General features: G+C 39.3%; 21 protein-coding genes. 5 read left to right on the top strand and 16 right to left on the bottom strand.

What is annotated here, in order from left to right; all coding sequences use genetic code 11:
* Positions 1-36 precede the first annotated feature (36 nt).
* The 8 genes from LXL81_RS02535 to LXL81_RS02500 form a co-directional block, all read right to left on the bottom strand.
* Positions 37-213: a hypothetical protein gene (locus LXL81_RS02535; protein WP_234645132.1), complete on the bottom strand. Its 177-nt coding sequence runs from the start codon at positions 211-213 to the stop codon at positions 37-39.
* 84 nt (positions 214-297) lie between these two features.
* Positions 298-819, bottom strand: coding sequence for a PolC-type DNA polymerase III (locus LXL81_RS02530; protein WP_234645131.1), 522 nt, complete (start codon positions 817-819; stop codon positions 298-300).
* A gap of 156 nt (positions 820-975) precedes the next feature.
* Positions 976-2007 carry an energy transducer TonB gene (locus LXL81_RS02525; protein ID WP_234645130.1) on the bottom strand — a complete coding sequence of 344 codons (1032 nt, stop codon included), beginning with the start codon at positions 2005-2007 and terminating at the stop codon, positions 976-978.
* Positions 2008-2065: 58 nt separating this feature from the next.
* Positions 2066-2419: a PadR family transcriptional regulator gene (locus LXL81_RS02520; protein WP_234645129.1), complete on the bottom strand. Its 354-nt coding sequence runs from the start codon at positions 2417-2419 to the stop codon at positions 2066-2068.
* A 98-nt stretch (positions 2420-2517) separates the two neighbouring features.
* Positions 2518-2988 (bottom strand): Lrp/AsnC ligand binding domain-containing protein, encoded by a 471-nt coding sequence (locus tag LXL81_RS02515; RefSeq protein ID WP_159466717.1) that lies wholly within the window; start codon positions 2986-2988, stop codon positions 2518-2520.
* Positions 2989-3541: 553 nt separating this feature from the next.
* Positions 3542-4291 (bottom strand): SDR family NAD(P)-dependent oxidoreductase, encoded by a 750-nt coding sequence (locus LXL81_RS02510; RefSeq protein WP_234645128.1) that lies wholly within the window; start codon positions 4289-4291, stop codon positions 3542-3544.
* 163 nt (positions 4292-4454) lie between these two features.
* The gene (locus LXL81_RS02505) at positions 4455-5603 is read right to left on the bottom strand and encodes a hypothetical protein (RefSeq protein ID WP_234645127.1); all 1149 of its coding nucleotides are present in this window, start codon (positions 5601-5603) and stop codon (positions 4455-4457) included.
* A gap of 52 nt (positions 5604-5655) precedes the next feature.
* Positions 5656-6681 (bottom strand): right-handed parallel beta-helix repeat-containing protein, encoded by a 1026-nt coding sequence (locus LXL81_RS02500; protein ID WP_234645126.1) that lies wholly within the window; start codon positions 6679-6681, stop codon positions 5656-5658.
* Between the two features lie 138 nt (positions 6682-6819).
* Between LXL81_RS02500 and LXL81_RS02495 the strand changes: the two genes are divergently transcribed.
* A complete protein-coding gene (locus LXL81_RS02495) occupies positions 6820-8109 on the top strand; it encodes a hypothetical protein (protein ID WP_234645125.1) in 1290 nt (429 codons plus the stop codon).
* Complete coding sequence (locus LXL81_RS02490) at positions 8106-9737, top strand: murein L,D-transpeptidase (protein ID WP_234645124.1); 1632 nt, start codon at positions 8106-8108, stop codon at positions 9735-9737. Before LXL81_RS02495 ends, LXL81_RS02490 begins: the two co-directional genes overlap by 4 nt.
* A gap of 56 nt (positions 9738-9793) precedes the next feature.
* Here the strand turns inward: LXL81_RS02490 and LXL81_RS02485 are convergent, their stop codons facing one another.
* The 8 genes from LXL81_RS02485 to LXL81_RS02450 all read right to left on the bottom strand — a co-directional run bounded on the left by LXL81_RS02485 (position 9794) and on the right by LXL81_RS02450 (position 16439).
* The gene (locus LXL81_RS02485; RefSeq protein WP_234645123.1) at positions 9794-10699 is read right to left on the bottom strand and encodes a PfkB family carbohydrate kinase; all 906 of its coding nucleotides are present in this window, start codon (positions 10697-10699) and stop codon (positions 9794-9796) included.
* Positions 10700-11018: 319 nt separating this feature from the next.
* Positions 11019-11642 (bottom strand): SCO family protein, encoded by a 624-nt coding sequence (locus LXL81_RS02480; RefSeq protein WP_234645122.1) that lies wholly within the window; start codon positions 11640-11642, stop codon positions 11019-11021.
* On the bottom strand, positions 11639-12118 hold the full coding sequence (locus LXL81_RS02475; protein WP_234645121.1) for a hypothetical protein: 480 nt from the start codon (positions 12116-12118) through the stop codon (positions 11639-11641). Before LXL81_RS02475 ends, LXL81_RS02480 begins: the two co-directional genes overlap by 4 nt.
* 108 nt (positions 12119-12226) lie before the next feature.
* On the bottom strand, positions 12227-12607 hold the full coding sequence (locus LXL81_RS02470; protein ID WP_234645120.1) for a hypothetical protein: 381 nt from the start codon (positions 12605-12607) through the stop codon (positions 12227-12229).
* A gap of 15 nt (positions 12608-12622) precedes the next feature.
* Complete coding sequence (locus LXL81_RS02465) at positions 12623-13759, bottom strand: cytochrome-c peroxidase (protein ID WP_234645119.1); 1137 nt, start codon at positions 13757-13759, stop codon at positions 12623-12625.
* 39 nt (positions 13760-13798) lie between these two features.
* Complete coding sequence (locus LXL81_RS02460; protein ID WP_234645118.1) at positions 13799-14635, bottom strand: MbnP family protein; 837 nt, start codon at positions 14633-14635, stop codon at positions 13799-13801.
* Between the two features lie 166 nt (positions 14636-14801).
* Positions 14802-15914 carry a cytochrome-c peroxidase gene (locus LXL81_RS02455; protein WP_234645117.1) on the bottom strand — a complete coding sequence of 371 codons (1113 nt, stop codon included), beginning with the start codon at positions 15912-15914 and terminating at the stop codon, positions 14802-14804.
* Positions 15915-16046: 132 nt separating this feature from the next.
* Positions 16047-16439, bottom strand: a complete 393-nt coding sequence (locus LXL81_RS02450) for a hypothetical protein (RefSeq protein WP_234645116.1) — start codon at positions 16437-16439, stop codon at positions 16047-16049.
* A gap of 256 nt (positions 16440-16695) precedes the next feature.
* Here LXL81_RS02450 and LXL81_RS02445 point away from each other — a divergent pair, with 256 nt between their 5' ends.
* The 3 genes from LXL81_RS02445 to LXL81_RS02435 all read left to right on the top strand — a co-directional run bounded on the left by LXL81_RS02445 (position 16696) and on the right by LXL81_RS02435 (position 21629).
* Complete coding sequence (locus LXL81_RS02445) at positions 16696-17256, top strand: RNA polymerase sigma factor (protein ID WP_234645115.1); 561 nt, start codon at positions 16696-16698, stop codon at positions 17254-17256.
* A gap of 108 nt (positions 17257-17364) precedes the next feature.
* Positions 17365-18489 (top strand): FecR family protein, encoded by a 1125-nt coding sequence (locus LXL81_RS02440; RefSeq protein ID WP_234645114.1) that lies wholly within the window; start codon positions 17365-17367, stop codon positions 18487-18489.
* A 236-nt stretch (positions 18490-18725) separates the two neighbouring features.
* Positions 18726-21629 carry a TonB-dependent receptor gene (locus tag LXL81_RS02435; RefSeq protein WP_234645113.1) on the top strand — a complete coding sequence of 968 codons (2904 nt, stop codon included), beginning with the start codon at positions 18726-18728 and terminating at the stop codon, positions 21627-21629.
* Positions 21630-21659: the final 30 nt, after the last annotated feature.

The raw sequence follows: 21659 nt of genomic DNA, 5'->3' as shown, positions 1-21659 counted from the left end.
CAATAAGTCTCCTCCTCATCTATATTGATTATTTATTTATCCCTTATTTCCGCCCAGTAATTTTGTAAATAACCAGATAACCAAACCGATAACGGCGATTACAAGAATTGCGCCGGTCCACATACCGCCTTTAAATACGCCTCCGATAACTTCACAACTTGTTAAACCAATTACCAGAAAAAAGACGATGAGGATGTTTATGTAAGCTTTCATGCGTATAATAATTTAGGTTAATTTATATTTACCCATTATTATAAAAATCATTCCACACTAATCTGTGCGTTTATTTACACAAAATCACACCATATTCACCGGAATCAGCTTTTGTAAGTCATTTTCAAGAAGCATTTCAAAAAGTTTGACTGTCGCTGCCGCATCACCTTGCGCCCGGTGACGGTTTTCGATAAGTATCTTCAAACTTTCGCACAAATTACCAAGACTGTAAGACTTCAATCCCGGAAAAATTTTTCGGCTAAGCTGTACGGTACAAAGCAGGTCGCGCTGAAAATATTCATCCAATGCACCAAATTCTTTCTTTAAAAATCCGTAATCAAACTTGGCATTATGTGCAACAAACCATGCATCTTTTGTCAAAGCACGAACAGAATCCTGCACTTCTGAAAAAGTCGGGGCATCCTGAACCATCAGGTTGTCAATCCCAGTCAGACGGGTGATGAAAGGTGGGATAAATATTTCAGGATTAACGAGAGAATGAAAAAAGTCCACCACTTCCACTCCATTATGACGAAAAACAGCTATCTCAGTTATGCGGGAATTGCCACCTCCTCCGGTCGTCTCTATATCAACAATGGCATACATTACTTACTGAATCTCGGCATAGGTAATAAAAATATTTTAGAGGAACAAAGGATAAAAAATCAGGTCTGATTCGAATACTTATTTAACTACAAAAATAATAAAAAAATCCCCGCATCAAGCGGGGATCAGTCTTAATATTGAATTAAAATTCCGAATTTATTCCATTTGAAAAACTACCGGAAGGTTAAAACGTACCCGAACCGGAGTTCCGGACTGGCGTCCTGCTTTCCATTTTGGCATAAGCTTGATCACACGTTCAGCTTCTTCATCACAACCAAAACCGATTCCTTTCAACGTTTTCACATCTTCAATTCTGCCGTCAGAACCTACGATGAAAGAGATAAACACACGTCCCTGGATATTAGCTCTTGAAGCTTGCTCCGGATATTTCAGATTTTTTCTTAGGAATTCAGCCATGGCGGCATTTCCTCCAATATACGCTGGTGCCTGTTCCACCACCATAAATGTTTCCTCTTTTGGACTTTCTGCTTCCACTGCCTTACCTTTTCCTGCCGGAGCTTCTGCTGCCGGCGGTACAATATCCATCAAATCCGAATTCCCCTCCACAGTTTCATGTCCCGGCAACGAATTCTGGAAGTCTTCAACCGTTGGCGGCGTGGCTTCCAGCTCCACCATATTGTCAGGCAAAACATCGTAAGAAGTAAACTTTCTGGTGCTTGGCTGAGGTTCTGCTTTTGGTTTTTCCACGGGCACTGGCGGAGGTGGTGTCGATTCCATTTTGATATCCACCGGGGTGAGCTTTACTTCAAAACCAATGTCGTTCTTTTCCGGGTCAGGAACCAGCCGGGCATACAAATTTGGCAAAAGCATAATGAGCAAAAAGAATGTCACGCCAAGCAATACTGAACGTTGCATGGTGCTGTTGTACCCTTTTCGGAGCTGATATGCACCATAGGATTTGTTTCGTCCCTCAAATACGATGTCATTCAAAGTTTTTTCCATGGCTAATAGATGATTATGTTCAACACTCAATATATGGAGCGTTTCCGGATCAGCGGTTTCAACAATGTTGCTGAAAGCCTGCTCAAACGAATCCCCGTCCCAAAGTCTTTCTTCTGCTTCACACGCCAAATGATCCAGTATCTCAGGAAACAATTCCGGATTCAGGCCATTTTTCTTTAAATAATTGCTAAGCAATTCTATCTTATTATTTTGAAGGCGTTTCATCTGTAAAGAAATTTAGGGTATTACAGGTCCTGGGAAAACAATTAACCAATGGATAAAATTATTCTGTCGCCAAACTTTTAGGCGCTAGTAATAAACGGATCGCATCCACAAAGCGTTCAAGATCATCCGTTTTGGTACGTGCCGCTTCACTTCCCGGCGTTGTAAGCGAATAGTATTTCCTCAGCCTTCCATCAACTTCAACCGATTCAGTTACTAAAAAACCGTCCTGTTCCAATTTGTGCAGAACCGGATACAGCGCGCCAAAAGTAAGTGCAATCGCCCCTCCTGTCCTTTCCTTAACCTCCTGGGTAATTTCATAACCGTACATACGTTTTTGCTCCGCCAGCAAATTCAAAACGATGGTTTTCAGTGTACCGCGTACGTATTCGTTACTTGTTGTGTTCGTATCCATAATGTTGTTTTTACCTAACAAATATATATAAGTTTTTTATATATACAATAGTAAAATTATTATTTAGATGAATTTTTGAAATTTTTCAATTTTAACGTCTATTCATCCGTAAGTGGTATAGACCGGTTGATGCGCTCTTCCAGAGAAATAAAGGTTTCAGTTCTTTGAATACCGTTTACTTTTTGAATTTTATCGTGCAGGATCTCTCTTAAATGCCCGGTATCCCGGCATACGATTTTCACAAAAATGCTGTAAATCCCTGTGGTATAATGTATATTAACCACTTCCGGAATACGTTCCAATTCCGATGCAACCTGCTCATATAAAGAACTTTTATCCAGATAAACACCCAGAAAAGCACTGATATCCCAGCCTAGTTTTGTAGGGTCTATCAGTAGCTGTGAACCTTTCACAATACCAAGCTGTTCCATTTTCTTCATTCGCACATGAACTGTACCACCGGACACAAATACCCGTTTTCCAATCTCCGTATAGGGAAGTGCAGCATTCTCAATCAGTAGTGAAAGAATTCTCAAATCAGTACTGTCTATATCTGAATATTTTTGCATTTAAGGGTTTTTTATTGAAGGATTCGCAAGTTATTTAAGCAATTTATAAAAATATCGTAAATTTTTCGATTTTTTTATGCAAATATTTTATATTTAAAATTTTACCGCGTACTTTTGCAGTGTGGTTCCGGTACTGACAATTTATTTGAAAGATTTGGAATACACAAAATATCACATTGTAGGGTGATGAAATTGGCAGCCATGCCCTCCTGTCTCGGGGGTGGTGAATCAGGGATAAACACGGTATAATGCCGACGAGAGTCGACTGGGGTGGACCACCAACAGTATTTTGTATCGCGGCTAACCGCACCGTGGGTGGTTCGAATCCCCCTCCTACAGCAAAAAAAACTTGACAAGCGAATATTTTCGTAGTAGTTTTATTTGGTTTTTAGTTTGTTGATGAAGTGTAATTTGACACGCGGGTTCATTTTGAAACCTGCGTGTTTTTCTTTTAAAGACAAATTATGCCGTTTCCAGCTCCTCATGGCACTTCTCTAAATTTTATTTCCACAAACTATATACGTCAACCAATGTGGATAACTGAACTGAAAATCTATTCTTCGTAGATCATTTTCCTTGTCATACCCCCATCTATCACAAAATTGGCTCCTGTTATAAAATTATTTTCAGGATTTGTTAAAAATAAACAGGCTCGGGAAATGTCTTCCGGCTTACCAACTCTGCCCGCCGGATGCTGTTCGTGATCTGATACTTTCAAAGCTGAATAATCGCCGGTTTCTATCCATCCCGGACTGATCGCATTGACCATAATTTTATCTTTCCCTAGCGAAATTGCCATTGCATGTGTAAGTGCCAGGATGCCACCTTTGGATGCCGCATAAGCTTCCGTATCAGGCTCGGACATAAGTGCCCGTGTGGATGCAAGATTAATGATAGAACCGCCCCCATTTCCACGCATTACCTTGGCTGCTTCACGACTGCATAAGAAAGTGCCACGGAGATTCGTATTAAGAACATAATCCCAGTCGTCGAGATCCAGTTCGTATGGTGATTTGCTTCGCCCCAGTCCCGCATTATTTATTAAAATATTGATCTCCCCATAAATTTCTTTGACCTTAACCATCGCATTAACAATGTCACCCGGTAAGGTCAGATCCACAATCTGCCTAAAAACTTCTCCCCCCAGTTCGCGGATCAGCTTTTCTGTTTTTAACAAATTCTCTGCATCTCTGTCAAACAAAGCCAATCTTGCACCTTCTTTGGCATAGGCTGTGGCGATATTTTTCCCAATACCCTTCCCCGCACCCGTAACCACTACAATCTTACTATCGTACAATCCCATATTTTTGTTTTATCGAACCTGATGTTATAACAAATAATTATACCAGAACGTCTTGTTAAACCGGTATATAATTAATCTGCCTCAACGAAGAAGTCGTTATATGATTAAAGATTTTATCTTTTGATCATATAACGACAAAAAATGGCTCGTACCGGAATCTCCGTTATCTATTTTCTATGGTTATTCCTTTCATATCTTCCAGCCTTGCGACAATACCCCAACCAAAAAAATCGTTGGCAACGGCCATAAGTATTTCATTTTTACCCGCTTTTAACGGGATTGAAAATCTGGTATTTTCAATTGAACATCGTCCAAAAGGAAATTTCATCATTGGCCTTCCGTACGAATTTTTATCTGTGTAAAGAAAACGGCCATTTAACATAACCCAAACTTCATCACTAAAACCTAGATCCATTATTTTCTTTTGAGTTGATTTTGAATCAATATTCAGCTTCAACCAAACCATCCTTCGTTTTTCATTACCTCCAAATTTCCGGGTCAGATTGATCAACCCCATTCTTTCGGCTGTTATGGTTTCCCATTTCTGATCTTCTTTCGGAATGAAATCAGCGCCGAAATCTATGTTTGCCGGGGTTTCAAATGGTTCACTGACTTGCCAGTTTCGCAAATATCTTGGATCATGCGCCGTCAGATCCACGCCGGATACGGCAGGTAAACCTTCGGTTTCGTTTGTTTTTATAACCAGATTTGAAATGATCGATTCTCCATCAAATGCAATTAGCCCCTTTGACGTATTACCTTCGAGTCTCGGAATTTCTAAAACCGGCCGTTGCATATCATTCAGATAAGCACGCATCTGCATCCCGGAAACAACAACTTTAACATGATTCCAAGCTGTTTTTTTTAAATAACCATTTCCCTGATATTGCCCGAGTAAATCCCAAAGATTAACACCTGAAACATGTGGAGCGTACTGAACGAGGTCCATTGCCGTTGAGTCCTCATGGGCATCTGTTCTAAAATAGAAACATTCGTTTTCCATTTTGTCCTGGCAGTGAAAATAGAGCGAGGCAAACATTGGGTCAACCGGAATAAAATCATATTCTATCGTACCATTTACAAAACTGTTATCATTTAAAACCACCGTTCCTGCATTGGCTAAAATTTTCATTGCAGGCCTGGAATCATAAGTATCAAACTGTACTTTTCCGCTTTGAAACTCCCAATTCCCGGCAATTAACGGAATGCTATGATTTGCATGACCGGATTCTGATATCTTCTTCTTTTCTTTTTTCTGCGCAGAAACAGCCAGAGACAAAATGCTGAAAATGATTATAAATAAATTTTTCATGACTATGCGATTTGGATTTTATGAATGATTTGAAGGGAATAAATCTTAAAGATTAGTTTTTGGGATTGATAAAAATTCCGGCACCTAACGCACTGCCGGCAGATTCTTTTGTCGGATTCAAATAATCTTTTGGCAAACCGTTTGTTTTCACTTCACTTAAAATCAACTGGCCGGATTTCTGAATCTGATTTTCTGTATGCTCATTTCTTTCGGCAGGAACAGAGCCATTTTTGGCATAATAGCCCATAAATGCATTATTGCCGGTAATCAGGGAATTACTGAAAGTGTATTTTGGAAATGTATTTTCAGCCCTCAGCCAGAAATAGGTGCAATTTGAAATGATATTGTTTTTGAAAATAAAATCAGAATCAAACGGCCCAAACCATACCGCAGCCTCATAAGCTCCATAAATAATTGAATGGGTAAACGAAAAATCACTGATGGATTTGAATAAAAGCAGCGCATTTTTACAATTATAAAAAATACAGTGATCCACATGTATTCCGGCTCCCTGCGCCCAAATACTTCCCTGAATTGGTTCCGAATTTCGTTCTCCAATGAAATAACATTGAGAAATATCCAGTCCTTTCAGATTTTCATTTTCCCTGTTGACCGGATAATAATATTTTACTTCCGGATTCGCATTGCCGATAAATTTCAGCCCTTTGAGTGCAGCATTATTTGAAGCGATTAAAAATCCGGTGCTATGCGGAAATTGCGTTAGGGAATTATTGGCAGAAATTGATTGGACGACGGGCATTTTCGTCGGTTCCCAATCAGCATCATCTGGCATAACTGCGGCTTCGACGATAAGCCAGGAAGGTTCACTACGTTTTGTTTCTACAATAACCTTATCTTTCAGAAGATATAATCCCGGCAATAACTTAATATGAACAGTTTCTTTTCCAGTAAAACTTCCTGCCAAAGACAAGGCTTTTTGAATACTTGCCAAAGGCCCCTGCACTGTCCCGCTGGCTGAATCATTACCGTTCGCCGGATCAACATAGATCGTTTGCGCATGCACATTCTGAATAAACAAAAGCAGCAGAATGGCTGCCAAAAAAGTTACTTTGTTCATACTTAAAATATTTGTTAATTGATAAAAAAGAGGTTCAACAGGAAGCGCAAGCTTGCAGCACAAACGTAAGTGAACTTACATTTTTAAGCTGTTCAAACCGAGATCAAGTTTTTTCAAGTTATACCATACTGATTATCAATGTTATCCGATGTAAGTGAATTACTGAGATGTAAGAAGATCATTGAGCATAAGCTTGATTGGGGAACAAGCGAAAATTGGCAAAGCACAGATTTCGAAAATCTTAATCAGCTGATTCTTGATGAAACGGGCGTTTCACTGAGCGTAAGTACGCTTCGCAGAATTTGGGGACGTGTTGAGTATAATCATTTGCCCAGTGTGACGACTTTAAATACGCTGGCCAGGTTTGCGGGCTTTCAGGATTGGCGAGGTTTTGTTAAACATAATAAAGTTTTGAATGAAAATCCTCAGCCAATATCGCAGGAGAAAAAATACAAAATCAGTATACCTTCTAAAAAAATTGCCTGGATTTCAGGAGTGGTTCTGATTATTGGATTGATCGGTATTCTGGCATTTCAAAAAATCAGACAGCCAAAAAATGCAACTTATACTTTTAGTAGTCAGCCTATCACACGCGAGATTCCGAATTCTGTCATTTTTACTTATAACGCTGCTGATTCTCCGACTGATTCTGTTTTTATCCAACAATCCTGGGACAGTAGAAAACGGACGCTGGTTGATAAAAAACTTGATAAATATACCTCCATTTATTACGAACCAGGCTTCTATATTGCCAAACTGATTGTAGGGGAAAAGATTGTCAAAGAGCATAAATTACTAATTCCGACAAAAGGATGGCTTGGAACAATTGATGTAAAAAAACCAGTTCCTGTTTATCTTAAAGATTCTGAATTTCTCAGACCAGATGTTATGCGGCTGCCTGTTTCTGTTATTTCAGAAAAAAACATTTCCATGCAGCCAGACCCGACCTACATTCATTATTTCAATGTTGGAAACTTTGATCCGGTTTCGGTGAAAAACTTTTCTTTTAGTACCGAAGTAAAGAATGAGTACCGGGAAGGTGCTGCGGCTTGTCAGCTGGCGGCCATAACTTTGCTAACGGATGATATTCCAATTGTGATTTCACTTTCTGCCAAAGGATGTGTTTCTGAATTAAATATGTTGAGTATCGACAATTATATATCAGGGAAAAAAGCCGATTTATCCGCTTTTGGTGTAGATTTCACCGTTTGGAATCATATATCCTGCAAGAATAGTGGAAATAAAATTCAATATTTCGTCAATGATACCCTTGCCGCTGAATATCCGATACCGAAGCGGGAAATAAAAATTGTCGGTATATCTTACACATTTCAGGGCACGGGTGCTGTCAAAAATGTAAGTTTGAGTAATGGTGAAAAAATGATTTTCGAGGCTTTTAATAACAAAATAATTCTATCAGATAAATGATTGCTAAAAACCTAAAAACACACGCTTTTGGATATCTTTGCTCCTTTTTACTGGCAGGTATCCTGTTTTCTTCATGTTCAAAAACTGAGAAAAAAGTGCCTGCTGTCGCCGTGCGCGACACGACCATAACGGTAAAAAATTCCTTTACTGAATTATTCGTTGACAGTACCGAGTTGACCAGATTTTTGAGATCTTCACAAAACGATAGTATCTCATCACAAATACAAAGCTTTTACAATCATAGAAACTATCAGTTTGCCTGGTTTTTTCATGACGGACTTGCCGATTTTGCGACTACCTTTTTGGGTATGCAAAATGATTATATCCATTATTCCAGCGACAGCTCCATTTACAATCCAGGACTGGTTTCAAGAGTTGATTCTTTAAAACAACTAAAAACGGTCAACCCAAAAGACACTTTCGTGGTCAATACAGAGCTATTACTGACCGAACAATTTTTCAAATATTCCAGTCGTGCTTACACGGGAGATCACCAGATCAATACGCAGGAACTTGACTGGTATATACCCAGAAAAAAAATCAATACGGAGGGTTTTCTGGATTCGCTGTTAAAAAATAAAGGGGAAAATGTAGCTGCCTATGAGCCCGTCAACCGGCAGTATAACTTAATGAAAGAGAAACTGTTAAGTTATTACCAGATCAATAAGGATGAACAGTGGCAAACATTAACGGCACCGGAAAAGAAATATAAGAAAGGAAAAAGCTATGAGGATATTCCTGAAATAAAAAGACGTTTATTTGTATTCGGAGATCTGGCTGTTGCTGATTCTTCGGCAGTTTTGGATACTGCTCTGGTAAGTGCTGTCAAACATTTTCAGATGCGTTTCGGACTGAAACAGGATGGACAATTAGGTACGGCCTTTTTCAGAGAAATTAATATCCCGATTCAGGACCGCATTCAACAAATACTGATCAATATGGAGCGAATCAGATGGATCCCGGCACAACCTGCAACGGACTATCTGCTCGTTAACATCCCGGAATACAAATTGCATGTTTATGAAGAGGGTAAATTACTTTTTGATATGAACGTGGTTGTCGGTTCGGAAGCGCATAATACAGTAATTTTCTCAGGAACACTAAATCAAATCGTTTTTAGTCCTTACTGGAATGTTCCGACCAGTATTTTGAAAAAGGAAATTCTTCCTGGCATCAAAAAGAATTCCAATTATCTGGCAAAACATAATATGGAATGGAGCGGCGGCTCTGTAAGACAAAAACCCGGGCCAAAAAACTCACTAGGACTAGTAAAATTTCTATTCCCAAATAGTTACAATATTTACCTGCATGATACGCCCTCCAAAAATCTTTTTGGAGAATCCAGCAGAGCTTTCAGTCATGGCTGTATACGACTTTCAGAACCTAAAAAACTGGCCGAATTTCTGTTAAGGAAAGACAGTACCTGGACGGAAGAGAAAATTACAGCTGCAATGAATCTGGGTAAGGAAAAATATGTGAGGTTACGCGGAAAAAATGAAATTCCGGTATTTATCGGCTATTTCACAACCTGGGTTGATCAAAATGGAAACCTGAATTTCAGAAACGATATTTACGGTCATGATAAGAAAATGGCCGAACGGCTTTTCAGCAAAAATGATATTCTTTAAGTCAATAAAAAAGCCAGCTCGTCGCTGGCTTTTTATTAATATTCCAATTTCAGAAATTATAACCCGAATTGCAAAACGTTAAATCTTTCGGCGATACCGTTGGTGAGTACTTCTTCTACTGATGAAGCATCTCCTGAAAAAGGTCCGGAAGAACTGATTTTCAAAGTAGCCATTGCCGCTCCATATTCACCAGACTCCTCAATGTTGCCACCATTTATTTTTTTGCTCAGATAACCCGCCATATATGTGTCTCCGCAACCAGTAGCATCTACAATCGCAGAGGGTTTGAAAGCGGGTATCTCATGAAATAATCCATCTTTAAAAATCAGTGATCCTTTGCTTCCAAGCGTAATAATCACTTCCTGAACGCCCATATCTGCCAGCGCACGCGCGCCGTCCTGAACATCTTTTCGGCCAGTCACCACTTCCATTTCATGTTCATTGGCTTTCAAAATGGAAACATAGGGTAACGCTTCATCTTTATCCGCCCAGTCTGTATAAAATACTTTTTTGTTTTCAACATATCTCAAAAACCCCTGAATATCAAGTGAAACCAAACCTTTGGAAGCCAACGACTTAATAAGATCAACAGAGATATCATCAGATAGCAAAGGCCCTAAATGATAGATTTTTGCATCGATAGCAGGCATAACGGAAACGTCAAAAGGGGCAGCTTTCTGCAAAACATTTTGCTCTCTGTAATCCTGGTTTTCGCTATAAATATTTTCAAAATAAACGGAATGCTCACTTGGTAAAGAATGTATTTCTATACCATCAGTACGCAGGCCGGTCACAACATTCATTTCACTTTGCGCCAATGCCGTAATCAGCACATAATTGATATCGAATTGCTGGATAGCTTTCGAAAAATAAAACGAAGTTCCGCCAGGCATGTGTTTAACAGACTTGGTCGTAACAACTTTATCCAGCGTGATGTGACCTATTGTACAGATGTCATACATGATGTTCTCAATAATCGGTGTTAACAAAATATTATTAATGGCAACAGCGCTACAAAAGCAGTGCCAAATTTAGTAACTATACCAGATATTTTACCATTAGTTCAAAAACCGGATTCCGGCTATCATTTAAAATCAACAACATCGGTTTTGTTATAGTTCTGCAAAACGTACAAATACACCGTTCATTTTGATTTTTTTGTACTTTTCTACTTATATCCAAATTTTACTGATCCATTTTACAGGACAAAAAACAGAAAAAAATAAGCAGATCCCGAAATATGAAAATTCCGGAATCTGCCTGAAATATTAAATACTGTTTTTACTCTTTCAACAAAACAGCCAGATCTTTTATAAGTTTTTCCGTGCCGTCTTTTGTCGTGCCGTCATACATTCCGCGGATGTGTCTGTCTTTATCAACCAAAACAAATGCTCCACTGTGGATATAACCGCCCGCCTGTGAAGAATCTTCCAGGGCGCTTACCATATAATGTTTTTGACCGATATCATAAATCTTCTCTTTGTCGCCAGTCACAAACTGCCACATTTTGCCCGTGACACCCAGATCAGTCGCATATTTTTTGAGAATTTCCGGCGTATCATGCTCCGGATCAATGGTATGCGACAAGATTTTCACATTCCGATTGTCCTTGTATTCCTTATACACGGTAAGCATATTTTTCTTCATCACCGGACAAATGGTTGGGCAGGTTACAAAAAAGAAATCAGCCACATACACTTTGCCTTTGAAATCCTTATCCGTAACCACTTCCTTATCTTCGTTAATAAATGAAAAATCGGGAATGGTTGGGTACACCGACTGCTCAGTTTCCTTACCATCCACAACTTTTTTGATGACGTCCGGTTCGCCATAGTAGGGCAATTTTTTAGTTTCACAACTGCCAAACACGATCAGGGCAAGAAAACCCATTAGGTATATTTTCATTTCTTCTTTGTTTTTTCAATAAACTGATTTGCGTCTGAGAGACTTTTATTCATCTGTTCTCTAACACTTTCTATTTTCATCTTTTGATCTGCAACGTAAGAGGCCGCCTCGGTTTTGTCCAGTTTCTCCAAAGTGTCAAACTTGAACTCATGCATCCAGTTCATCATCGCCTTATCCGTACTGTCAAGCTGAGAAGTAATTTTCAATGCTTCCTCTTTCCGGATTTTCAGCGCATTGGTCGATTTCAAAGCCAAAAGACTATCCGTGATTTTGACATCATTTTTAAGCTGTTTTTTCAAATCCATCAGCTTGTCCATATGTGGCATTATGCTGTCATGGATGGCTAACATAGCTTCCGTCTGCTCATTTAAAGGCGTTTTTGTCTCGTGATGATGGCCTCCTTCCGTAGTGTCATTCGATTTATTGCAGCTATATAAAAAGGTAATCGAAAGCGCGATGATCAGGTATTTTTTCATTTTTAAATTATCAATTTTAAAATTGGACATAACTTGTTTAACAGATACAGGATTTCATCTAACCATTAACAAATGATTAGATGCTGTAAATTCATAATCTTAATATTATCAGGAAAACTTCGGTGGCCTGAGCAGGCAAGATCCGGGTGCGGTATACCAGACTAACTGATATGAAAAACAAGCTTTTACTATTTGAAAAAAGTCTTTGGAAATAAACGCAAACTGTATCTCTGCCTGGGTAAAAAGCTGATAAAGCGGCAGATTTTGAAGCCTTTGTGCAGTTTCTTTATCTTCCTGTTCTTTCTGTTGTTTAAGGACTTTGGCCAGATAACATCTCCCGTAACACATAGCCAGAGGGCGCTCTCGGTTTTCACAAAGTGTCCTGGCAATGTTTTCCCTGTTCAAACGAAAATACGCAATCGTTCCCCACGGACTGATTGTGGGCATCATGACAGAAAACAACAATAAATATGCTAAAAACGAACGCATGAAATCTTAAATCAATTAGAAAGCATTACCAATGCCTGGGTCAGAAAGTTGGGAATTGGTTATAAACTGATCATCACTTAGTGTTTTCAAAAAGAGAATGATACTTTGCTTTTCAGCGGCTGTCAGGGTTATGCCCACTTTTCCGTTTGGGAGTTTAAATGCATCATCGAGCGTAGCCATAGACTGCATGTTATCTGTATAATGCGTAAGCACCTGATCCAGGGTGGTGAAACGGCCGTCATGCATGTATGGCGCAGTGAGGCCTACATTCCTTAAACTTGGCACTTTAAATTTGTACCGGTCGCTCTCGTTTTTTGTAATGCCGTAACGCCCCTGATCATCGATTTTAATCGGCGGCAAACCATTGTTCCGGTAACTGTAATCCGTAAATAATTCTCCGCTATGGCAAGAGGCACACTTCTGTTTAAAAATGGTCAACCCTGTTTTTTCATCTGCTGATAAGGCTGCTGCGTCACCCAAAACGTAATAATCATATTTCGAATTGGCTGAAACCATCGTCATCATAAATTGCGACAGTGCTTTCCTAACCCTTTCAGAAGTAATTTCCGTAGTTCCATAAGCAGCCTTGAACATTTTCGGATAATCTACCTGTACCGTTTGCCCGGCAATGGGTGTTGCCCTGAGTTTTACCAGAATATTATCCATGGTTTCGTCCATTTCCACTTTATTCTGGATAGGAAAAAGGGAAACTGAATCCAGCACATGCACATTTCCATCCCAGAAAAAAGAGGTATTCCAGGCCATATTCTGAACAGCCGGTGCATTTCGCGTCCCTAACCGATCATCAACGCCATGGCTCAGATCATGTCCATGATGTGTAAACGCCGTTGCCTGCTGATGGCAGGTTCCACAGCCGATGATATTGGTCCGGGATAAAATACCGTCATAAAACAAAAACTTCCCTAACAATGCACCTTCCACGGTAAGCGGATTTTTAGCAAGATCATAAACCGGATCCGGAAAATGAGCTGGTTTCACCCAACGTAATGCAGTTGGGCCGGTTGGTTCCGGAACAGGATCCGCCGGTGTATCGGTTGATTTGGAAGAACAGGAAATATTCAGCTGCACCAACATTAACAACGTACAGATAAGTACGCCTGATTTTTGTAGTGCAATGAATGAACGCGTCATATATTTTTGATCAATTTTCAATTTCGAATTATAAGTCTATTACAAGAATCTGTATTGGGTGATTTCTCCAAAACTAAACATGGATTTATAATTGTTGGCCGCGTTGGACGAAAGCGTAAAATCGAACATGATGCTTGGATTTTTTGCTATGCTGATCGGAACCGGTCCGTTAAAAACTTTTTGCACATCACCTACCAGACGAATCTGTGGTACATTTCCGGATGCCACAACTGCCTTGTTTCCTGCAAAATCAAGTTTTACGGTTTTGATATTATTTACCGTTTTGGAATCATATCCTCCAAAAAATCCAATGTGATAGTAAAATTTGTTGTTAGCCGATTCTGCTTTGGACGATATGCCTTCCAGTTTTAGAAATATATACCCTGAACTCCAAGCCCAATACATGCCACCATCTTCGGGATCGCCGGACGGATCCAGTGCGCCAACGCGTTTATCAATTCCCGAAACGCTTCGCAAACTATCGACGCCAATGATATACTCTATTCCGGTATAATTTCCTTCCGGTATTTGATTTAAAGTGACGATCCGGGATTTTGGATCCGATTCGCGAATAAGGAAATAACTTGAATCCTGTGGAATGGTGTAAGTTTTACCATCATCGCGGACCAGTTTAATGTTTGAGATGAAGTAATTTAATGTTGTAACCGTAAAATCTTCGCCGGAACTGTTTGTGTATTTGGTGCTGTCCAGTTTCAAATCCTGATTTCCCGAAACGTTATCAAATTTCAAGGATAATTTCCCGTTACCCGCTACCAGATCCGGATTATCAGTAACATCCTTTGAATCATCATTGCAGGCAACAATTGAAATAGCGCAGATTAGCGTAATGACGGAAAAATAAATCAGTTTTTTCATATTGGCTACAAATATTCCGGTGCGCTGCACCTTGGGTTATTAATGTTTTATTTATCCTTTTCTACAAATGTTTCGGCTTAATACTTCAACAATGTCATCCAATTCAGAACGGCTAAACAATCGAATAAAATATAAAACCAGAGCTTTACAGCGCATTAATTTTATGTTAAAACCCGGACACTTTTGGGTCGGAAAGCGTTGGATTTTGCAAAAAGTTTTCATCATTCAGACTTCTTAGAAATGCGATCACTTTTCTCTTTTCCTCTTTTGAAAGATTAATTCCGATTTTGCCATTTTCCTTAATCAGAATCGGATCCAATGTTTCGGATTTCTTCACATTACTGGTATAGTGCTCCATTACCTCTTCCAGCGTTTTAAACCGGCCGTCATGCATGTAGGGCGCTGTGAGGCCTATATTTCTCAAACCAGGAACTTTGAATTTGTATTTATCCTTGTCAAGTCTTGTTACATCAAATCTTCCGGTATCATTTATTTTCATTGGCGGCAATCCATTATTCCGGAAACTAAAATTCGTAAATAACTCACCGGTATGGCAGGAATTGCAGTTTTTTCTAAAAATCATCAATCCTTCCTTTTGTTCTGTACTTAACGCGTTGTCTTTGCCTGCAACATACTGGTCGTATGGCGAATTCGACGAAATCATCGTGATCATAAATTGCGACAATGCCTTCATCATTCTTATCGAATTAATTTCATTGGTTCCAAAAGCCGCTTTGAACATTTCAGAATAATTTCCGGCATTTTTGTCTGATAGCTTTTTGATTTTACTTATCACGTTATTTATACTTTCACCCATTTCCACCGGATTTTGAACAGGATTAAATGGTACAAAATCCAGATCGTGCACGCCGCCATCCCAGAAAAACACAGGATTCCAGGCCACATTCTGGATGGCCGGTGAATTACGTTTACTAAGCTGACCATGAATTCCCGGACTAAAACTTTGTCCCTGATGCGAAAAGGCCGCTTTTTGAAAATGACAACTTGCGCAGCTTATCTGATTTGTTTTGGATAAAATCGGATCATAAAACAATGTTCTGCCTAACGCGACACCTTCCATGGTCAATGGATTTTTTGACAAATTATAAACCGGATCAGGAAAATTCGAAGGTTTTACCCACTTCAATGGCGTCGGTTTCCAACTTTCTGTTTTTTCATTGTCTTTGGTCTGACAACAAAAAAGAATTAACGACATCATTATGGCCAGGACCTGATGATACGTCCTGGTCCTGACAGAAAATCGTAAAACTTTCAGCATAAATGATCCCACAGCTCAGCACGTTGCAGCTTTTCGCAGCTACATTCAGAAGTAAAAATGAATTTCAGGAATACGGAAATATTACGGATTGGTATAAACCCATCTTAAATATTTATTGCTCTTAACAGTCAGTTAAACAAGAGGCGGATGGAAAATATCTGAAGCCGGATTGCGGGCAGTAAGCGAAGGATTAAATTGATAGTGAACAAAAGAACGCAGTTCAAATGAAACTTGCAAAGGGCTAAAAACCAGAGCTTTGTCATCCATTACCTGAAACAAAAGGTGCGACAAATAATCATTTTCCGCTTGTCGTTCCTCCTTTTCCCTGGCGTCCTTTACTTTTTTAGTAAGGTAACATTTACCGTTACACAACAAAATAGGTTTGTCGCGATTCTCACATAAGTTAGCGACGATATAATCTCTCCGAATTTCAAAATCAAGATATAACAGCGGAAGCACCCATGCTTTCACAAGCATCAGGGTGAGCATACTCATGGCCATCCATTGTTTCCTTGAACCTTTCAAATCCTTAACGGTAATTTATCTTCATCAATTGAAGCGAACAAATATAAACATGAAAACCTTATAACGATAAGCAATGAGATTCATTTGATTTTTTAAATTTCAAAAGAAGTGATATTTATTTGCCACGAAGCAACTAAAATCAACGAACCTTGTATTAAAACTACACTACTTCGTTATAAAATTTAATTGTAATTTTATATAAAAAGTCGTAGGATTGCATTACCTAACGTTATCCGGCACCGCTCTTTAATCTTCAATGCCCAACCCTACAAACTCAAATCAGGATGATTCTGACCTATGGAATGCATTTCGTGCTGGCGATGATGTTGCGTTTGGAGAAATTGCGAGACAGTATTATCGAAGCCTTTTTAGTTATGGTATCAAGTTTTCCAAAGACCGGGAATTTGTAAAAGATTGTATTCAGGATCTTTTCATGGAATTGTGGGCTAAACGTGAAACCATTGGCGACACTGGTTTTGTCAAATTTTATCTTCTTAAATCACTCCGCAGGAAAATTCATCGTGAAAGCCAAAAACAGCCATGGCTGACCGAGGATGACGACTTTGATTTCGAGTCCGAAAATCTGGGTGAAAATTCAATTGAGCAGCAAATTATTGATATTGAAACCAGTGAGGCAATGTTGAAAATGCTAAATCAGCAAATTAATTTATTGACCAAACGCCAGCAGGAAATTATCTATCTCCGTTTTTTTGAAAATCTGGACAATGAATCCATTGCCCAGGTCATGTCCATTTCTAAGCAAGCCGTTGCCAATCTTTTATACCGCACCATTCAGGAATTGAAGGATCGACTTTAATTCAAAAGAATCTCAAAACCTCATTTTAAACTTTTTCAAAAAAAAGCGATTTTTTTTGATTATTTCATGTTGGTCTCTGCCTATGTATAAATAGAAGACAACTATAACATGAATCAATACCAGGAATACAGCCTTGAAGATTTCGTACTGGATGCCCGCTTTCAGGAGTGGGTCAGATACAGACGTGATGATGATGTTACTTTCTGGGAAAAATATCTGTTAGAAAATCCTGTGCAAGCGGATGAAATAAAACGTGCGCAAACGCTTCTTCGCAGTGTTTACAAAAATTACGAAACGCATATTGATGAAAACGAGATCGATTTTGAAATTCAGCAATTGCTCAATAAAGTCCGTGCGACGAAAATAAATATACGAGACGAACAAACGGAAAATATATCATTCACCCGATCGGCCAATATTTTCAGCCGGAATTCAATATTATGGGCTGCTGCAACGATCGTTTTGATGCTTGGACTAGGCTGGTTATACAAACAAAATCAGGTTCCCGAAACCAATTACAGCAGTCTGACCATTGGAAAATCGTTTCGTGAAGAAAAAAATGAAACAAAAGCTCCGAAAGTAATTTTGCTTTCCGACGGCAGTGAAATAACACTTATGCCCAATGCTAAAATAAGTTTTCCGGCAAATTTTCCGGTGGAGAAACGGGAAGTTTATCTGTCAGGGAAAGCTTTTTTCCAGGTTTCGAAAGATCCTAAAAGACCGTTCCTGGTTTACGCCAATGAGCTGGTTACCAAAGTTTTGGGAACGAGTTTTACCATTAATGCAGAGAATCTCGCACTTAAAACAACGGTTGAGGTACAGGAAGGAAAGGTGTCTGTTTTTCGGCAGGCTGATTTCAGGGATGTTAAAGATCAGAAAACGCTGCAATCCAAAGGCATGGTTTTAACTGCAAATCAAAAAATGATTTTTGAAAGCGCAACTACCAATATGGTGAAAACAATCATCGATGAGCCCGAGGTCGTTGCCACAGTAACCGCCAGAACTTTTGATTTTGTAAATACACCAGCCTCGGAAGTTTTGACCAAACTGGAAGATGCCTATCAGGTAGATATCATCTTTGATAAAGAGCTGCTGCAAAGCTGCCCTGTGACTGCATCATTATCGAAACAATCATTGCTTGAAAAACTGGATATAATCTGTGAAGTGATAGAAGCGCGCTATGAAATGCTTGATGGGAAGATCGTCATTTATAGTAAAGGCTGCAAAAATTAAATATAGAATTCTGATAACCTGTTTCAACAATTATGTAGAAAACCAAGTATTACAAAAAAAGAGTCGGAAAATGCTACCAACATCTCCGACCCTGTTAAATTCCCCTGGTTGCTTTCGGAACCAACACTACATCCTTCGCAAAAAGGATGCCGGGGATCGTTTTACCAAATCTAACCTCAATAAAACATTTCAAATGTATGAAAGAAGAGTGTAATTTTCAAGTTATTCTATAAGTCATGCGAATCTCACTTTATCAGGTTGTCATTGCAATATGGGCTTTGGTTAATGCCAACGGGATAGAAGTGAGTGCACAGACACTATTAAGCAAGAAAATCAGCGTAAACCTGAGCAATAAAGAAGTTGAAAATGTACTGCAACATATTGAAAAACAGATCAACGGAAAATTTGTTTTCAGTAGTAAAATTATCAGGGGCGATCGTAAAATAAGCATAAACGTAAAGGACCAGCCGTTATATAAAGTTTTAGACGAAACGCTGAAACCGCTGGATCTTAATTACAGGGTCACTGAAAATCTGATCATCATCAACAGGACGTCAAAAGATGGAGCGCAATCTCTTCCATCTGTCACAAGTAAAGGAACAAGTTATACCGTTTCAGGGAAAATCAATGACAGCAAAGGCGAAACCCTGGGAGGTGTTACAGTGCTTTTAAATCATAAAAGCAATGGCGTTGTAACAGATGAGAACGGAACATTTTCGTTTGTTGACATCCCCGAAGGAAATTATACACTGAATTTCAGTAGTATAGGATTCACAGCCATAGAAAAGGAAATTCAGGTTGTAGATGGTGATGTACAGGTTGACATTGAACTGAATGATGATATCCTGCAATTACAGGAAGTTGTGGTTACAGGCGGAAATCCAAAAAAAAAGATTGAAAGCAGCGTTGCCATCACGACCATCAATAGTAAAGAAATCCAAACCAGAGCACCTTTAAATAGTACTGATTTGTTGAAAGCAATTCCGGGCCTGACCGTGGAAAGTACCGGTGGAGATGGCCCTGGAAATGTCTGGGTTCGTGGCTTTCCCCAGGAGGGCGGTTATATATTTCTTGGGATTATGGAAGATGGTTTGCCGGTTTTACCTACTGGCTATAACTCATTGCCTTCTGTGGATCAGTATTATAAAACAGATTTGACAATCCGGAATATTGAGGCAGTAAGAGGTGGAAATGCTTCAATTGTAATGGTAAATACGCCGGGAGCCGTTATAAATAATCTAAGTTATACCGGTGCTGAAAAAACTTACGGAAAATTTAAAGCTACTACCGGATTGTCCCAGGGATTGTATCGTATGGACGGTAATATTGGTGGAAAAGTGAACAGCAATATCCGTTACAATATCGGCGGATTTTACAGAACGGATAAAGGAATTCTTTCTCCGGGATATACAGCCAATCTGGGTGGACAGCTGAAAGGTAATTTGACCTATAATTTCAAAAATCAAAAAGGTTTTCTGAGGGTATATGGAAAATATCTTAATGATAAAGTGCAATGGATACTAACAAGTTACTATCCTTACGATGGCACGGGAAAACCTACCAAAAGTAGTTCTTTTGATATGGTAAACCAGTCATTGGCAACTATTGATACAAAATTCAGTTACACAAATCCCGGTGGCATAACCGGAAATTATGATATGTCCGACGGAATTCATACCAGACAAGGCGCGGGCGGTTTTCATTTTAAATACACGACAGATCAGGGTTGGGAGATTAACAATAATTTCCGTTATCAACATACGAACATGCATGTGACGGTAGGAATTCCCGCCAGCAATGTGGCTTATGATGGGACAACGCAGTATTATTATCTTGACGGAACTGCTGCTTCTTTAAAGGCCGGCGACAGGCTTGTGGATGTCACGGTTGTAACTCAACAATTAAAAGACATACAGATCATTGATTATATTGATTTCAAAAGAAATATGAATAATCATAGTCTGACTTTTGGTGGTGGTATTCATCAGTATAACAGAAATGACGGGCCAAATTACAATTTCTCCTACGTTCAGGAATTCAAGAATCGTCCGCGAAGACTGATCACTTCACCAACGGCAGCGCAAATTACGCCGCTTACTTTGGCAACTGTAATCGGAAATACAAGGACGGTATCCGCTTATGCTTCTGATGAAATTACCTTCAATCCTAAATGGAGACTCGATTTGGGAGCAAGAATTGACAACCAGAACGTGGAAGGAAAACGCCCTTTTTATGGATACAAAGAAGATAGGACACCAGATTATACAAAAGCTTCTACTTTAACTATCGCCGATTATACCAAATATTCAATTACTACAACAAACTGGGTAGTGACGGCAGGTTTAAATTATAAGATCAATAATCAGGCTGCATTATTTGCAAGGGCAACCAGAGCCTACAATGCTCCCAACATTGGTGATTATAATGCAACGGCTTACGATCCTTCTAAAATTAAAGAACGCCCGGTTTATCTGGCTGAGATCGGATATAAGTATGCAAAAAACAATTTTTCTCTTTTTGCATCAGGAAGTTATTCTGCCATTAAAAATATTTCCTTTTCCCTGACCGTGCCAACGATTTTTTCAGGAAACCAGACGCTTCTGGCTTTTGGATCTACCAGGGCTTTCAGTGCTGAATTTGAAGCTTCCTGTAAGATTACCAAATCGCTCAATCTGCGTCTGACAGGCACTGTACAAGATTCTAAATACACGGATTACACAGCGAGCACAAATACGAACTCGGCTATTGCTGCCTTTCTGGGAGACACGACTTACAGTTTTAAAGGAAAAAAAACAGAACGTGTACCGGTTCTGAATACTGAATTGTCTGCTACATACGATTATAAAAAAGTCAATATTTATCTGGCAGGAAGTTACATCGGCAGTCGCTTCACCTCGCCGAGTGACAGCTATAAATTGCCGGCATATGTATTGATGAAAGGTGGAGCGGGTTACAGTTTTACAAAAAATATCAACACGAGATTCTGGGTAGATAATTTGTTAAATGCCAGAGTTCTTACCGAAGGCGATGTACGCGGCGACCAGTTCCGGGATTTCACAACAGTTGAAAAAGGTACCATGATGGCAGGCAGGACTGTGCTGCCAAGGAGTTTCTGGCTCTCACTCGCATACGAATTTTAATTTTGATGGATGGAAAGAAGCGTGTCGAAT

It is taken from the genome of Dyadobacter sp. CY356, from assembly GCF_021440195.1.
GTDB lineage: Bacteria > Bacteroidota > Bacteroidia > Cytophagales > Spirosomataceae > Dyadobacter.
The sequence above is the reverse complement of the archived record's forward strand: the minus strand, read 5'-3'. Positions and strand labels throughout refer to the sequence as shown.

Bases quoted from the DNA above. Each gene is read 5' to 3' on its own strand.
- LXL81_RS02535 (WP_234645132.1), bottom strand. From the start codon at position 213: ATGAAAGCTTACATAAACATCCTCATCGTCTTTTTTCTGGTAATTGGT.
- LXL81_RS02530 (WP_234645131.1), bottom strand. From the start codon at position 819: ATGTATGCCATTGTTGATATAGAGACGACCGGAGGAGGTGGCAATTCC.
- LXL81_RS02525 (WP_234645130.1), bottom strand. From the start codon at position 2,007: ATGAAACGCCTTCAAAATAATAAGATAGAATTGCTTAGCAATTATTTA.
- LXL81_RS02520 (WP_234645129.1), bottom strand. From the start codon at position 2,419: ATGGATACGAACACAACAAGTAACGAATACGTACGCGGTACACTGAAA.
- LXL81_RS02515 (WP_159466717.1), bottom strand. From the start codon at position 2,988: ATGCAAAAATATTCAGATATAGACAGTACTGATTTGAGAATTCTTTCA.
- LXL81_RS02510 (WP_234645128.1), bottom strand. From the start codon at position 4,291: ATGGGATTGTACGATAGTAAGATTGTAGTGGTTACGGGTGCGGGGAAG.
- LXL81_RS02505 (WP_234645127.1), bottom strand. From the start codon at position 5,603: ATGAAAAATTTATTTATAATCATTTTCAGCATTTTGTCTCTGGCTGTT.
- LXL81_RS02500 (WP_234645126.1), bottom strand. From the start codon at position 6,681: ATGAACAAAGTAACTTTTTTGGCAGCCATTCTGCTGCTTTTGTTTATT.
- LXL81_RS02495 (WP_234645125.1), top strand. From the start codon at position 6,820: ATGTTATCCGATGTAAGTGAATTACTGAGATGTAAGAAGATCATTGAG.
- LXL81_RS02490 (WP_234645124.1), top strand. From the start codon at position 8,106: ATGATTGCTAAAAACCTAAAAACACACGCTTTTGGATATCTTTGCTCC.
- LXL81_RS02485 (WP_234645123.1), bottom strand. From the start codon at position 10,699: ATGTATGACATCTGTACAATAGGTCACATCACGCTGGATAAAGTTGTT.
- LXL81_RS02480 (WP_234645122.1), bottom strand. From the start codon at position 11,642: ATGAAAATATACCTAATGGGTTTTCTTGCCCTGATCGTGTTTGGCAGT.
- LXL81_RS02475 (WP_234645121.1), bottom strand. From the start codon at position 12,118: ATGAAAAAATACCTGATCATCGCGCTTTCGATTACCTTTTTATATAGC.
- LXL81_RS02470 (WP_234645120.1), bottom strand. From the start codon at position 12,607: ATGCGTTCGTTTTTAGCATATTTATTGTTGTTTTCTGTCATGATGCCC.
- LXL81_RS02465 (WP_234645119.1), bottom strand. From the start codon at position 13,759: ATGACGCGTTCATTCATTGCACTACAAAAATCAGGCGTACTTATCTGT.
- LXL81_RS02460 (WP_234645118.1), bottom strand. From the start codon at position 14,635: ATGAAAAAACTGATTTATTTTTCCGTCATTACGCTAATCTGCGCTATT.
- LXL81_RS02455 (WP_234645117.1), bottom strand. From the start codon at position 15,914: ATGCTGAAAGTTTTACGATTTTCTGTCAGGACCAGGACGTATCATCAG.
- LXL81_RS02445 (WP_234645115.1), top strand. From the start codon at position 16,696: ATGCCCAACCCTACAAACTCAAATCAGGATGATTCTGACCTATGGAAT.
- LXL81_RS02440 (WP_234645114.1), top strand. From the start codon at position 17,365: ATGAATCAATACCAGGAATACAGCCTTGAAGATTTCGTACTGGATGCC.
- LXL81_RS02435 (WP_234645113.1), top strand. From the start codon at position 18,726: ATGCGAATCTCACTTTATCAGGTTGTCATTGCAATATGGGCTTTGGTT.